The 12,147-nt window shown below is 70.3% G+C and carries 12 protein-coding genes; 3 read left to right on the plus strand and 9 right to left on the minus strand.

Annotated features, from left to right (window positions below):
- The first annotated feature begins 225 nt into the window (after positions 1-225).
- Entirely contained in the window at positions 226-693 is a 468-nt protein-coding gene (locus ACFQS9_RS24325; RefSeq protein ID WP_378409129.1) for a GtrA family protein, read from the plus strand.
- Between the two features lie 30 nt (positions 694-723).
- Here the strand turns inward: ACFQS9_RS24325 and ACFQS9_RS24330 are convergent, their stop codons facing one another.
- Positions 724-1,890 carry a S1C family serine protease gene (locus tag ACFQS9_RS24330; protein WP_378409130.1) on the minus strand — a complete coding sequence of 389 codons (1,167 nt, stop codon included), beginning with the start codon at positions 1,888-1,890 and terminating at the stop codon, positions 724-726.
- A 165-nt stretch (positions 1,891-2,055) separates the two neighbouring features.
- The gene (locus ACFQS9_RS24335) at positions 2,056-3,210 is read right to left on the minus strand and encodes a PrsW family glutamic-type intramembrane protease (protein WP_378409131.1); all 1,155 of its coding nucleotides are present in this window, start codon (positions 3,208-3,210) and stop codon (positions 2,056-2,058) included.
- 158 nt (positions 3,211-3,368) lie between these two features.
- Here ACFQS9_RS24335 and ACFQS9_RS24340 point away from each other — a divergent pair, with 158 nt between their 5' ends.
- On the plus strand, positions 3,369-3,917 hold the full coding sequence (locus ACFQS9_RS24340; RefSeq protein ID WP_378409132.1) for a hypothetical protein: 549 nt from the start codon (positions 3,369-3,371) through the stop codon (positions 3,915-3,917).
- Between the two features lie 13 nt (positions 3,918-3,930).
- Here the strand turns inward: ACFQS9_RS24340 and ACFQS9_RS24345 are convergent, their stop codons facing one another.
- The 4 genes from ACFQS9_RS24345 to rfbA are packed head-to-tail and all read right to left on the minus strand — an operon-like array spanning position 3,931 to position 6,782.
- Positions 3,931-4,761 carry a glycosyltransferase family 2 protein gene (locus ACFQS9_RS24345; RefSeq protein WP_378409133.1) on the minus strand — a complete coding sequence of 277 codons (831 nt, stop codon included), beginning with the start codon at positions 4,759-4,761 and terminating at the stop codon, positions 3,931-3,933.
- A complete protein-coding gene (locus ACFQS9_RS24350; RefSeq protein ID WP_378409134.1) occupies positions 4,758-5,252 on the minus strand; it encodes a GtrA family protein in 495 nt (164 codons plus the stop codon). The genes ACFQS9_RS24345 and ACFQS9_RS24350 overlap by 4 nt, the downstream gene beginning before the upstream one ends.
- A gap of 45 nt (positions 5,253-5,297) precedes the next feature.
- Positions 5,298-5,903, minus strand: a complete 606-nt coding sequence (locus ACFQS9_RS24355; RefSeq protein WP_378409135.1) for a dTDP-4-dehydrorhamnose 3,5-epimerase family protein — start codon at positions 5,901-5,903, stop codon at positions 5,298-5,300.
- 3 nt (positions 5,904-5,906) lie between these two features.
- Positions 5,907-6,782: a glucose-1-phosphate thymidylyltransferase RfbA gene (rfbA, locus tag ACFQS9_RS24360; RefSeq protein ID WP_378409136.1), complete on the minus strand. Its 876-nt coding sequence runs from the start codon at positions 6,780-6,782 to the stop codon at positions 5,907-5,909.
- A 62-nt stretch (positions 6,783-6,844) separates the two neighbouring features.
- On the opposite strand from rfbA, the gene rfbB reads away from it, so the two are divergent.
- A complete protein-coding gene (gene rfbB / locus ACFQS9_RS24365) occupies positions 6,845-7,870 on the plus strand; it encodes a dTDP-glucose 4,6-dehydratase (RefSeq protein WP_378409137.1) in 1,026 nt (341 codons plus the stop codon).
- A gap of 5 nt (positions 7,871-7,875) precedes the next feature.
- On the opposite strand, the gene ACFQS9_RS24370 is transcribed toward rfbB, so the two are convergent.
- Genes ACFQS9_RS24370 through ACFQS9_RS24380 form a run of 3 tightly spaced genes read right to left on the minus strand, consistent with a single transcriptional unit; the run spans position 7,876 to position 12,147 of the window.
- A complete protein-coding gene (locus tag ACFQS9_RS24370) occupies positions 7,876-8,808 on the minus strand; it encodes an NAD-dependent epimerase/dehydratase family protein (RefSeq protein ID WP_378409138.1) in 933 nt (310 codons plus the stop codon).
- A 1-nt stretch (position 8,809) separates the two neighbouring features.
- On the minus strand, positions 8,810-9,817 hold the full coding sequence (locus ACFQS9_RS24375) for a glycosyltransferase (RefSeq protein WP_378409483.1): 1,008 nt from the start codon (positions 9,815-9,817) through the stop codon (positions 8,810-8,812).
- Positions 9,818-9,870: 53 nt separating this feature from the next.
- Positions 9,871-12,147 carry a hypothetical protein gene (locus ACFQS9_RS24380; protein WP_378409139.1) on the minus strand — a complete coding sequence of 759 codons (2,277 nt, stop codon included), beginning with the start codon at positions 12,145-12,147 and terminating at the stop codon, positions 9,871-9,873.

Here is a 12,147-nt window from a genome sequence, read left to right on the forward strand (position 1 = left end):
GAGATGTGCGGCTCGAGGGCGGCGTAGTCGTAGGGCAGTTCAGGCAGCGAGTAGACAGACACGGGATGCTCCTTAGCGGTTGACGTGAACCCGATCCTGCAACCTCAACCGCAGTGGAGGTCCAGGGATTGTGCGGCAGGTCACGCGCACCCGGACCGTGCGCGATTCGGACCCCGACCGGGGTGAGAAGCGCGCACGGGGGACGCGGTCGCCTACCCTCGACCCGTGTCCGGAACCACCAGTGCCCCCGAGCCGCACCTCCCGCTGCCCGTCGAGCTGCCGCTCGTCGACGAGCCGGGCGGCACGGACGTCGACCTCAAGACGCAGATGGTGCGGTTCATCGCGACCGGTGCGCTGTCCGCGGTCGTGGATTTCGGGCTGTACGTCCTCGGCCTGGTCCTCGGGCTGCCCTATGCGGTGGCGAAGTCGATCGGCTTCGTCGCCGGCACGAGTACCGCCTATCTGATCAACCGGCGCTGGACCTTCAAGGCCGAGCCCAGCCGCGCCCGCTTCATCGCGGTGATCGTGCTCTACGCGGTGACCTTCGCGGTGCAGGTCGGGCTCAATCAGGTGATGGTCCACGCGCTCCCCGATCAGTGGTGGAAGGTGCCGGTGGCCTTCGTCATCGCCCAGGGCACCGCGACGGTGATCAACTTCGTCGTCCAGCGCGCGGTCATCTTCAAGATCCACTGACGCGGATCCGTCGGGTCGAGCCGACATCGGTCAGCGCGGCGGGCCGGTGGTCAGCACGATCGCGGCGGTTCGGGGCGTGCCGTCCTTGTCGGTCCACCCGAGTTCGATGCGGTCGCCGGGGTGCCGGGCGACCATCAGTGCGGTGAGGTCCGCCGCGGCCCGGATCGGTTTGCCGTCGAAGGTGGTGATCACGTCGCCGCGCACCAGTCCCGCCTCCTCGGCGGGTGTCCCATAGGTGACCGCGATCACCCGGGCGCCGGGGATCGTGACGGAGTCGCTGACGCTGATGCCGAGCAGCGGCGTCGGCCCGATGTGCACGGTCTCCGAGCCGCGGCCCTCGCGGACCTGTTCCACGACCGTGATCGCCTCGTCGATCGGGACCGCGTACGACCTGATCTCCTGCCGCGGCGCCGGTGTCGGCCCCTCGTCGTGGGAGACCGCGGTGCCCGCCGTGCTGACTCCGATGACCGCCCCGGTGTCGTCGACGAGCGGTCCGCCGGAGTCGCCGGGCCGGATGTCGGCGTTCACCTCAATCAGCCCGGACAACCTGTTGGTCGAGCCGTCGGCCGAGTCGCGCGCGGTGACGGTCCGGTTCACCGCGGTGACGATGCCCCCCGCGGCCTGGGGTATGCCGCCGCCCTCCGCGTTGCCGATGGCGGTCACCGGGTCGCCGGTGTGCACGTCGGCGGAACGGCCCAGCGCGGGCGTCGGCAGGCCGGACGCGCCCGCCAGCCGCAGCACCGCGAGGTCGCGCGAGCGGTCGTACCCGGCCACCTCGACCTCGTAGCTCGCGCCGTTGCTCTGGTTCACCGCGCGGATGTCGGTGGCGCCGTCGATGACGTGGTGATTGGTCAGGACGAGGCCGTCCGGGGTGAGGACGATGCCGGTCCCGGCGGTGTCCCGCCAGCCCACGCTCGAGATCAGGTGCACGGTCGTCGGCGCGATCCGCTCGTGGATCTGTTCGGGGGTGAGTGGGATCGGCGGCGGTGGTAGCGGCGTAACGGACTGCGGGGTGGCGACTTCCGGGGCGACGACCCCCGACGGGGGCGGTCCGAGCAGTGGGGTCGGCGGCCCCGAGGTCAGGCGTTGTCCGGCGAGCAGGCTGGCCGTGACGGCCGCCGCGACCGTCAGGAGGGCGAGCGTGCGGCGGGCACGGCGACGCGGCGGGGTGGTCCTCTCGTGCTCGGTCCTGTTCATGTACACCCGGCATCCGGAGGTGGCTCTGGTCGGCGTGGTGCGGCCGTTCCAGATTACGCGGACGGCCTGGGCGCGGTCGCGCGTTTGCGGTGCGTCTGCGCCCACAGATGTGGTTCTCGCCCCGTAGGCGTCACCCCGAAGTGGTCCTCTAGTCGGGGTGCGACGTCAGGGTGCCAGTCCGCCGTCGACCTCCTCGTGCCGTCCCGCGGGGGTGGCGGGCTCCGCCAGGGTCTCGGGTTCGGCGGCGATGTGCGTCGGGTGCCAGCCCCGGCTGACGACGCCGATGTGCTGCGGCGGCGTCGACTGCCGCGCGAAGAACCGGAACGCCAGATACAGCGCGATCGGCAGCAGAAGGTTGATGCCGAAGTGCGCGGACGAGCCGGCTGAGCCGCCGCAGGTGATCAGCGCGCTGGTGTCGTTGAGCGAGTGCGTCGCCATCACCGCCGCGAGCGTCGCGACGACCGGAACAGTCAGCCGTGCCCTGCCGTAGAGGTGCCACAGGCGCCAGATGACCGCGACCGCGATGCCGGTCCAGAGCCAGTGCAGCGGCGAGATCATGACGAACCGGAAGGCCTGCGCGAGGAGGGATCCGCCCACGCCGGGCGCGTCGATGGTCTCGCCGGTACAGGGGTCGGGGGCGCCGCCCTTGGGCACGGTGTACCCGTACAGCACCGTCTCCGCGATCGCGAACCCGGCGCCGCCGGCCAGCCCGAGCGCGATGCCGGCGCGGGGGTTCCGGTACCAGCCGAGCGCGAACAGGGCCAGCGGCACGATCAGCTTCGTGGATTCCTCGACCGGTCCCACCGTGATCAGGGCGCCGGTCAGGCCGACGGACTCGATGACCAGGTCGTTGAGGGTCATCGCGACGACCAGGGTGACCCCGGCCGCGGTGACCGTCGCCGCCACCACCTCCCGCAGCCCGATCGCCTGGTGCAGGTCGAGTTGCCGGGCGACGAACAGGTAGAACGCGAGCGCCAGCGACGACATCACGACCAGGCTCAGCGCCATCAGTACGGCCACCGACTCGGTCGAGTTGTACACCGCCGCACCGACTCCCAGCGTCACCAGCGCGACGACGATCGCCCACACCCATGGACCCCAGAACAGACCGCGGAACCGTCGGCCCCGGACCGCCTGCTCGTCCCCGGCGCGGACTCGGTGCGTCCAGGCCTGGTCGTCCCAGAATCGGCCGCGGCGCTCGTCGACCGTCGGGTCAGGGCGCCAGCCCGGTTCGGGTTCGTCCACTCGAGAGCGCCGCAGCGCCACCAGCATGCCGGCCCCGAGCAGCGTCAGCGCCAACCCGATCAGCTGTATCACCATGCGCGAAATCCTGGCACGGATCGCGGGCGGGACACCGTCAGGCCACGGGGTATCGGACGCGCCGAGGACTGCGGATTCCGGCGCGAACGTGCCGTGTCGGCGGTAGCGTCGCTCGCGCGTCGGGATCCACACTGTGCGAGCCGGGAAGGGGCACTTCCATGGAGGTCACATCGAAGGGGAGGTCGCATCGGCGGCCGCGCCGGTTCGCGCGGGCGACGGCGATCGCCCTCGCGTCGGCGCTCGCGACGGCCGGATCGGCGGGCGTCGCGGCCGCGTCCACGGCCCCGAGCGCACCCGCGGCCTCGCCGCCGGGAGCGGCCGAGCTCGCGCAGGCGTGGACCCACCCCGCGGTCGGCAGCCTGAACACCGGCTTCGCCGGGCTCGGCAGCGTCGGGTTCACCTTCGACTCCGGTAGCGCCGGCTCCGAGAACACGGGCTCCCAGAACACCGGTTCGCACAACACCGGCTTCGGGAACACCGGCTCGCACAACACCGGCGTCGCAAACACCGGTTCCGGCAACACCGGCATCGGCAACACCGGCTCCGACAACGTCGGGTTCGGGAACACCGGTTGGGGCAACGAGGGATCCCTGAACACCGGCTCGCTCAACACCGGCTCGGGGAACACCGGCATCCTCACCGAGGGAATCCTCATCACCGGGCTGGGATCGGTCGGCTTCGGGTCGCTGGGCATCAACTGGAACTGAGGGCCCTAGGCGCTCAGCCCATGCGCCGCTTCAGCACCATGTAGACCGCGCGGCGCATGAACGAGGTGCCCAGCGCCTTGGCGTTGCCGATCCGCACATCCATCGCGGACAGCAGTCCCGGCTCGGCCGCGCGCAACGACTCGTGGAACGCCGCCGCCTGGGAGGCCTGCTGGCGCGCCAGCCGCACGCTCCACTGACCGGCGTTGATGCGGAACGACGCCAGGGGACGGGGAATCGCGACGACGTCGCCGTGCAGGGCGACCCCGACATAGGTGGCCTCGTCGATCAGGTACGGGTTCGCGTCGTCCCACCAGCCGATCTTCTCGAGCACGGCCCGCCGCATCAGCACGCAGCCAGGCTCGCCGAAGATGTTCGCGCCCGCGGTCACCGTCCGCCGTGCGGCGACCCGGCCGCTGACCGGTCCGGACAGGCCCGCCAGTCCGCGTGCGGCGAGCACGGTCTTACCCGCCGCATCGACCAGGGTGCGCTGCGAGGCGACCAGCACCGCCTCCGGATGCTCGTCGAACGCGGCCACCTGCTCGGCGAGGCAGGTCGGGAAGATGGTGTCGTCGCCGCACACGAGCTTGAGCAGATCGCCGCTCGCGGCCTGACTGACACGGTCCCAGTTGGCCTTGGCACCGCCGCCCGCGGGGGTCTCCAGGATCGTCACGCGGGGGTCGTCGGCATAGGGGGCCAGGGCGGCGAGGGTGCCATCGGTCGACGCGTGATCGGCGATGATCAGCTCGAAGTCCTCGAACGTCTGTCCGAGGATCGAGTCGATCGTTTCGGCGATGTAATCGGCGTTGTTGTACGCCGGAACGACGACAGAGACCCGAGGCGTCATGCGGAATTCGACCTTTTCTTTCTACTGAAGGAGAAATCTCGATACCCGAAGAAGCTGGCGGTCGCGGTGACCGCGGTGATCGCGATCTGCGCCGGGATCGGCGGGAATCCGAAGACCGACACCGCGAGCGTCATCAGGGCCATGTTGATCGCGAAGGCGCCGAAGTTGACCGCGACGAACCGCCACAGGTCCCGCAGCAGGTGCCCGCGGACGCGGAACACCAGATAGCGGTACATCGCGAACGCGCACAGCACGTTGCACAGGTAGCCCGCGACGATCGCGAAGTGGTAGCCGAGCCGGTCGCCGACGGCGAGCTGCCAGGCGATGAACCAGGCCGTGCCGAGCGCTGTGTTGAACCCGCCGACCAGCAGGAACGCCAGGGCCTGGTTCTTGACCAGCCGCATCAGGGGGCCGGCGCCGCCCGTCATGCCTGCGGGCGGGGTCGCCGGGGCGCTGCCCGAACCCGGGGTGTGGGGACCTCGGTCGGTCAACTGGTGGTCCTTCATCGCTGGTGGTGCCCGCTTGCCCGGTGCACCCTACCCGAGGGGGTTCGCGTCGGCACCGAACCGCGGCAGCAGCCCGGACTCGAGCGCATCGGCGAGCGACGGGGCGGCCGCGTCCTTGTCGGAGAGCCGGAACTCGAACTCGGTGCCGTCCCGGCCCGTGGTCGGCCAGTCGATGCCGACCTCGGGGTCGAGCGGGTCGATGCCGTGCTCGCGGCCCGGCGCGTACCCGGTCGAGCACAGGTAGACGACGGTGGAGTCGTCCTCGAGCGAGAGGAAGGCGTGTCCGAGCCCCTCGCTGAGGAACACCGCGCGACGGTCCACATCGTCGAGGAGGACCGCGTCCCAGACCCCGAACGTCGGCGACCCGACCCGCAGGTCCACCGCGACGTCGAGGACCGCGCCGCGCACGCAGGTCACGTACTTGGCCTGACCGGGCGGCACGTCCGCGAAGTGGACGCCCCGCAGTACCCCGGCCGCGGAGACCGAGCAGTTGGCCTGCTGCAGATCCAGGGACCGGCCGGTGGCCTCGGTGAAGGTCGGGTCCCGGAACCACTCCAGGAACACGCCGCGGTCGTCACCGAACTGCTTGGGGGTGAACTCCCAGGCGCCGGGCACTTTCAGTTCGCGAAACTGCATTCCTCACCATTCCTTGCCGCGGTCGAGCAGACCGAGCAGATAGTTGCCGTAACCGGACTTGACCAGTGCCTCGGCGCGCACCCGCAGCTCGTCGTCGGTGATGAAGCCCCGCCGCCACGCCACCTCCTCGGGTGCGCCGATCTTCAGGCCCTGCCGCTCCTCGATGGTGCGGACGTAGTTCGAGGCGTCGAGCAGCGAGTCGAAGGTGCCGGTGTCGAGCCAGGCGGTACCGCGCGGCAGCACCTCGACCTGCAGCCGACCCGCCTCGAGGTAGGCGCGGTTGACGTCGGTGATCTCGTACTCGCCGCGCGCCGACGGCTTCAGGTCGCGGGCGATCGACACCACGTCGTTGTCGTAGAAGTACAGCCCGGGCACCGCGTAGTTGGAGCGCGGCAGCTGCGGCTTCTCCTCCAGGGAGATCGCGCGGCCGTCCGCGTCGAACTCGATCACGCCGTATGCGGTCGGGTCGGCGACCCAGTACGCGAACACCGCGCCGCCCTCGATCTGCTCGAACCGCTTCAGCCGGGTACCCAGGCCGGGTCCGTAGAAGATGTTGTCGCCGAGCACCAGTGCGGCGGAGTCCGACCCGATGTGCTCGGCGCCGAGCACGAACGCCTGCGCGAGGCCGTTGGGTTCGGCCTGCACCTGGTAGCTGAGGGAGACACCGAACCGGGATCCGTCGCCGAGCAGCCGCTGGAACTGCTCGGCGTCCGCGGGGGTGGTGATCACCAGGATGTCCCGGATGCCGGCCAGCATCAGCGTCGAGAGCGGGTAGTAGATCATCGGCTTGTCGAATACCGGCACCAACTGCTTGCTGACCCCGAGCGTGATCGGATGGAGCCGGGACCCGGTTCCACCGGCCAGAATGATTCCGCGCATAGCGGGCAGTGTTCCAGTGTTCGGTTCCCGGGCAAACTCCGGCCACCGGTATCGTGCGGACCGTGAAGCTACTCGTGACCGGCGGCGCAGGATTCATCGGCGCCAACTTCGTCCAGCAGACCGTCGACGAGCGCCCGGATGTCGAGGTGACGGTCCTCGACGCGTTGACGTACGCGGGCAACGTCGAATCGCTGGCGCCGGTCCGGGATCGGATCGAGTTCGTCCAGGGCGACATCGCCGACGCCGACCTGGTCGACCGGCTGATCGCCGGGACCGACCTCGTCGTCCACTTCGCGGCGGAGTCGCACAACGACAACTCACTCAATGATCCGTCCCCGTTCGTGCGGACCAACGTGATCGGCACGTTCACGCTGCTGGAGGCCATCCGCAAGCACGGCGTGCGCTACCACCACATCTCCACCGACGAGGTGTACGGCGACCTGGAACTCGACGACCCGGCCCGGTTCACCGAGGCCACCCCGTACAACCCGTCGAGCCCGTATTCCTCGACGAAGGCGTCGAGTGACCTGCTGGTGCGCGCCTGGGCCCGCTCGTTCGGCATCTCCGCGACCATCTCGAACTGCTCGAACAACTACGGGCCGTACCAGCACGTGGAGAAGTTCATCCCGCGGCAGATCACGAACGTTCTCGACGGTGTCCGGCCCAAGCTCTACGGTCAGGGCCTCAACGTCCGGGACTGGATCCACGTCGACGACCACAACCGCGCCGTCTGGACGATCATCGAGCGCGGCACGCCGGGGGAGACGTACCTGATCGGCGCGGACGGCGAGGTCGACAATCGCACCGTCGTGCGGACCATCCTGGAGTTGCTCGGCAAGGACCCGGACGACTTCGATGCGGTCACCGACCGGCCGGGCCACGACATGCGGTACGCCATCGACGCCACCCGGCTGCGGACCGAACTCGGATGGGAACCGCGATACCGGGACTTCCGCTCCGGGCTGGCCGCGACCGTCGACTGGTACCGCGCCAACGAGCAGTGGTGGCGTCCGCAGAAGAGCGCGACCGAACAGGCCTACGCGGCGGCGGGCGAGACGGTGCTGGGGGCCGCAGACCCTGCGGAATGACCGGACTACCGGCCGAGTGAGCGCCGGGTCGCCTCCAGGGTGGCGGCGATACCGGCCGGCAGCGTCCGGTATGCCCGGCGATCGAGTTCCGGCCAGACGATCGAGCGCAACCGCAGGTCCCCGGACTGGACGCTCGCGAGCGGCGACGACGCGAGCACGACGGTCGGCTTGCGGCGGAACACGGTTCGGCAGGCGCCGAGCAGCGCGCCGATGGTGGTGCTCTGGCCCGAGGCGAAGATCTTGGTGACCCGCTCACCGGGGCGTGACTGCGCGAGGTCGAGGGCGTCGGCGACCATCGCGGCGGCGTCGGTCACGTAGAGGTAGTCGCGCATCGTGTCCATCGGCACGTAGATCGAGATCGGCGCCGACATCAGGTAGCCGCGGCACAGGTGCGAGATGAGCCCCTGCGGTTTGGCCAGGTTCTGGCCGGGTCCGTACAGGTTCGCGAACCTGCCGACCACCACGGACGCCCCCGTTGCGGCGCCGAAACGGTGCATCAGCTGCTCGGCCGCGAGCTTCGCCCGGCCGTAGTCGCCGAGCGGTACCGGGTCGGTGTCCTCGGTGAACGGTGCCCCGGTGGAGCCGGCGTACACGCCGCCCGCCGACGAGGCGTGCACGACCACGCCGGGTTCTGCGGCGCCGCGCGTGATCCTGGCGATCTCGTCGAGCACATCGGACATGACCGCGTTCTCCGCGGCGAACTCGTCGGACGTGGTGCCGTTCACGCCGACGCCCGCGCACCAGACGAGTCGCCACGGCCCGCCGTTCGCCGAGTCGATCACCCGGCGGGCGTCCGCGAACAGCACCCGCTTGGCGAGGTCGCCGTCGCGCCACGGGACGCGGCTCGTCTCGACCCGCAGACCCCGCCGCCCGAGCTCGCGGGTGACGGCGCCGCCGAGCAGTCCGCCGCCGCCCACGATCCAGGTCGGGGTGGTCATGTCAGTCGCTCGCTGAGTCGGCTCGGTGTTCGTGCGGGACCGACTCGGCGCGTCCGAGCGGGCCTGCCGCCGGATCGCCGACGATCAGGTACGGCGGTTTGCCCATCGCGGTCTTGACGTTGACCCCGACGTACTCGGCGATCACCCCGAGGGAGAACAGGATCGCGCCCATGCCGAACAGCAGGATCACCATCGTCGAGGCCCAGCCCCGAACCTCGCTGCCGACGTCGAAGAAGAGGTAGGACACCAGCACGTACAGCACCAGCGCCAGGCCGAGCGCGGCGAAGAGCACCCCGATGAAGCTGACCATGCGCAGGCCCTTGGTGCCGCTGGAGAGGACCATTCGCCAGAAGTGGGAGAGCAGGCTGCGCAGGTGATAGCCGGAGCGGCGGCCGTGCTCGGCGCGCAGCGCCACCGGGCTGGTGGTCACCTCGCCCGCGATCCAGCCGAGCGCGACGTCGAGGTAGGCCTCCGAGCCCGCGTAGGCCGCCACCGAGCGGCCGACCTCGCCGAGGACGAGCCGGAAGCTCTGGAAGCTGCGGGTGTTGTCGCCGGAGAGCGCGTGCGCGATGAGCCACTTCGAGCCGCGGGAGGCGGCGTTGCGCAGCATCCCGTGCGGGGCGGGGTTCGTCGGGTTCGCGTAGACGACGGTGGCCTGCTCGTCGAGTGCGGTGTCGAGCAGCCCGCCGACCGCGGCGGGGTCGTGCTGCCCGTCCTCGTCCATGGTGACGATCCACTCGCCGCCGCTCGAGGCCATGCCGGCCAGGGTCGCCGGATGCTGCCCGAAGTTCCGGCTCAGCCAGATCGGCCGGACGAAATCGTGTTCGGCGGCGAGCTGCCGGATGACCTGGGCCGAGTCGTCCGGGCCGTGGTCGAAGACGAGCAGGACCTCCTCGACGAGCATGGGCCGGCCCGCCGGGGTGAAGCGGGTCGTCGTCCACGGCAGGATCTCGTCGATCAGTGCGCGAAGCGTCTGGGCGCCCTGGTACACCGGCACCACGACGGAGATTCGGTGCGGTACCGCCGTGGGTCGGGCGTCATCGGAGGTCACAGGCTGGGAGTTTATACACCCTGCGCGGGGTCGCCGTCCCCGGAAGCGGTCACCGCCCCGCCCGCGCCCGGCCCGTCCACCCCGCGCCGGGCGACACGACGGTCGCGGTAGTAGAGCCCGGTGAGCGCGACGATCAGCACCAGTCCGAACCCGGCGGCCGCGAAGCCGAGCCGCTGACCCGGCGGGCGGAACGTGATGACCAGCTCGGCATCGTCGGTGCCGGGCGGCAGGTCGACGTAGAGGAACGTGTCGCCGAGGCCCTTGGTCGGCAAGGGTTCACCGTCGAGGGTGGCGGTGTATCCGGGCCAGGCGAGGCGGGCGAAGATCACACTGCCGCCGTCGGGCGAGCTGACCCGGACCCGTTCGGAGTTGACGCTCGCCGATTCCGGGACCGCGTCGGCACCGACCGTCGCCGAGACCCGACCGGTGCGATCCGAGATCGGTCCCCCGACGCGTTCGAGGACATAGATCTGGTCGGAGGCGGGCCGAGGCGCGGCGGTCTCGGGCGGCGTCACCCACTGCCAGCCCTCGGGTGCCGGACGCCGGTCGGCGCCCGGATACTGCTTCTTCTGCACGACGACCCGGTCGAGGAGCATCAGGTCGGCAGTGGTCTTCCCGGTGTACTCGTCGACGCGGAAGACGTTGCGGAACGCGTCCTCGCAGGTCGAGCCCTCGTACTTGATGCACAGCCAGTCGCCGAAGCCCTGATGGCCGATCGGCGTGTACGCGTTGACGTAGTCGAGGTCGAGCACCTTCGCGTAGTTGCCGTACACCTGCGAGTTCCAGGGCAGGCCGGGGCTGTCGGGCGAGTCGTCGGTCAGGCTTCGTGTGCCCAGCTGCAGGGTGGGGCCCTCCCAGCGGGGGAACTCGGCCTTGGCCTCCGACTGGCTGGTGGGCAGGTACCACTTGCTGAGCACCGGCGCGTAGGTGGAGACCTGGTAGGCGAGGATCGGCAGCACCGTGATGATCAGCAGCGCGGCCACCGCACGGTCGCCGAATCGGCGGGCCAGGTACAGCGCGAGGGCACCGAAGACGAGGATCAGGGCGCCCCACATGACGTGCCTGCCGAAGTACTGGGGCCCCGACGAGCTGGCGCGCAGCACCAGGACCAGGACCAGCAGTCCCGCCGCGACGAGTCGGGGTCGCAGCGGTCGCGTGGTGCCGAACCGGCTCAGCAGCGCCGCCAGCAGCACCAGGACGATCACCGCGACGAACGGCAGCAGGCGCGCCGGCCACCGGATCTGACCGATGTCGCTGGGACCGGAGGTGAACAGCAGGATGAAGCCGAGCAGCAGCAGCGGGGCGGAGAACTCGCGCAGCGCGGGCTGCGCCTTGCGCCATGCGATGAACGCGAGCGCCGGAATCGCGAACCAGGCGATGTAGGTGATCGGCGCGGTGGTCGTCTCCCCGGTCCACGACTCGATGCTCGACACCGACGACGGGATGCTCGCGGTGAACGTCTCCGACCAGGGTGCGGTGAGGAAGTTGTCGTTGAGCGCGCCCTCCTCCCCGGTGCGCCAGGTCACCGACGACGAGAGCATGCCCGGGAGGAACGTGACGGCGCCGCAGGCCGCCGCCGCGATGCCGACCCCGCCGAGCAGCAGGGACGGCCGCCAACGCCGCTGATACAGGTATTCACCGATCATCAGGCAGCCGATCAACACGCCCGCCATCAGCGCGGTGTGCGCGTAGCCGACGCTGATCGCGAGGTAGAGGAACGCGAACACCGGCAGGGGGCCGGATCGGCCGCGCGCGTACCGGACGCCGCTGGCCCAGGCCTGCACCACCCATGCCATGCCGATCAGCGAGGTGACCCAGGACGGGTCCTCGAAATACAGGGTGAAGCCGCCGAACGGGACGGCGGCGCCGGCGACCGCGGCCCAGGCCGGGCGGGCACCGTATTCCATCGCCACCCGGTAGACGCCCCAGCCGAGAACGATCGAGAACCCGAGCTTGACCGCCGTCGCCAGGAGCGCGAGGTCGTCCACCGACGGGGCGGCGTAGTTGATCGCCATCTGCACCGGGTTCCACAGGCCGCCCTGGCCCTCGACCGGGTAGTTGCCCGCCATCCACTGATCGAGGACCAGGGTCGGGAACCACTGTCCCTCCCGCATCAGGTGACCGAGCTGGATCCAGTTGCCGACCGCGCCCGACTCGGTGTCGTCGACGTAGAAGTAGCGGGGATCCACGCTCAGCACGAGGGCGAATCCGAGGCAGATGACACCCGCGACCACGGCCCCCCATGCCCATCGGGTGCTCCGGGTGGAAACGGGCGGTTCGAGTGTCAC

Origin of the sequence: Rhodococcus daqingensis, assembly GCF_042665615.1 — a bacterium.
Taxonomy (GTDB): Bacteria; Actinomycetota; Actinomycetes; order Mycobacteriales; family Mycobacteriaceae; genus Rhodococcus_G; species Rhodococcus_G daqingensis.

Excerpts from the sequence above, each read along its gene's own strand:
- ACFQS9_RS24370 (WP_378409138.1), bottom strand. The coding sequence starts at position 8,808 with ATGACCACCCCGACCTGGATCGTGGGCGGCGGCGGACTGCTCGGCGGC.
- ACFQS9_RS24335 (WP_378409131.1), bottom strand. The coding sequence starts at position 3,210 with ATGGTGATACAGCTGATCGGGTTGGCGCTGACGCTGCTCGGGGCCGGC.
- rfbA (WP_378409136.1), bottom strand. The coding sequence starts at position 6,782 with ATGCGCGGAATCATTCTGGCCGGTGGAACCGGGTCCCGGCTCCATCCG.
- ACFQS9_RS24340 (WP_378409132.1), top strand. The coding sequence starts at position 3,369 with ATGGAGGTCACATCGAAGGGGAGGTCGCATCGGCGGCCGCGCCGGTTC.
- ACFQS9_RS24345 (WP_378409133.1), bottom strand. The coding sequence starts at position 4,761 with ATGACGCCTCGGGTCTCTGTCGTCGTTCCGGCGTACAACAACGCCGAT.
- ACFQS9_RS24330 (WP_378409130.1), bottom strand. The coding sequence starts at position 1,890 with ATGAACAGGACCGAGCACGAGAGGACCACCCCGCCGCGTCGCCGTGCC.
- ACFQS9_RS24355 (WP_378409135.1), bottom strand. The coding sequence starts at position 5,903 with ATGCAGTTTCGCGAACTGAAAGTGCCCGGCGCCTGGGAGTTCACCCCC.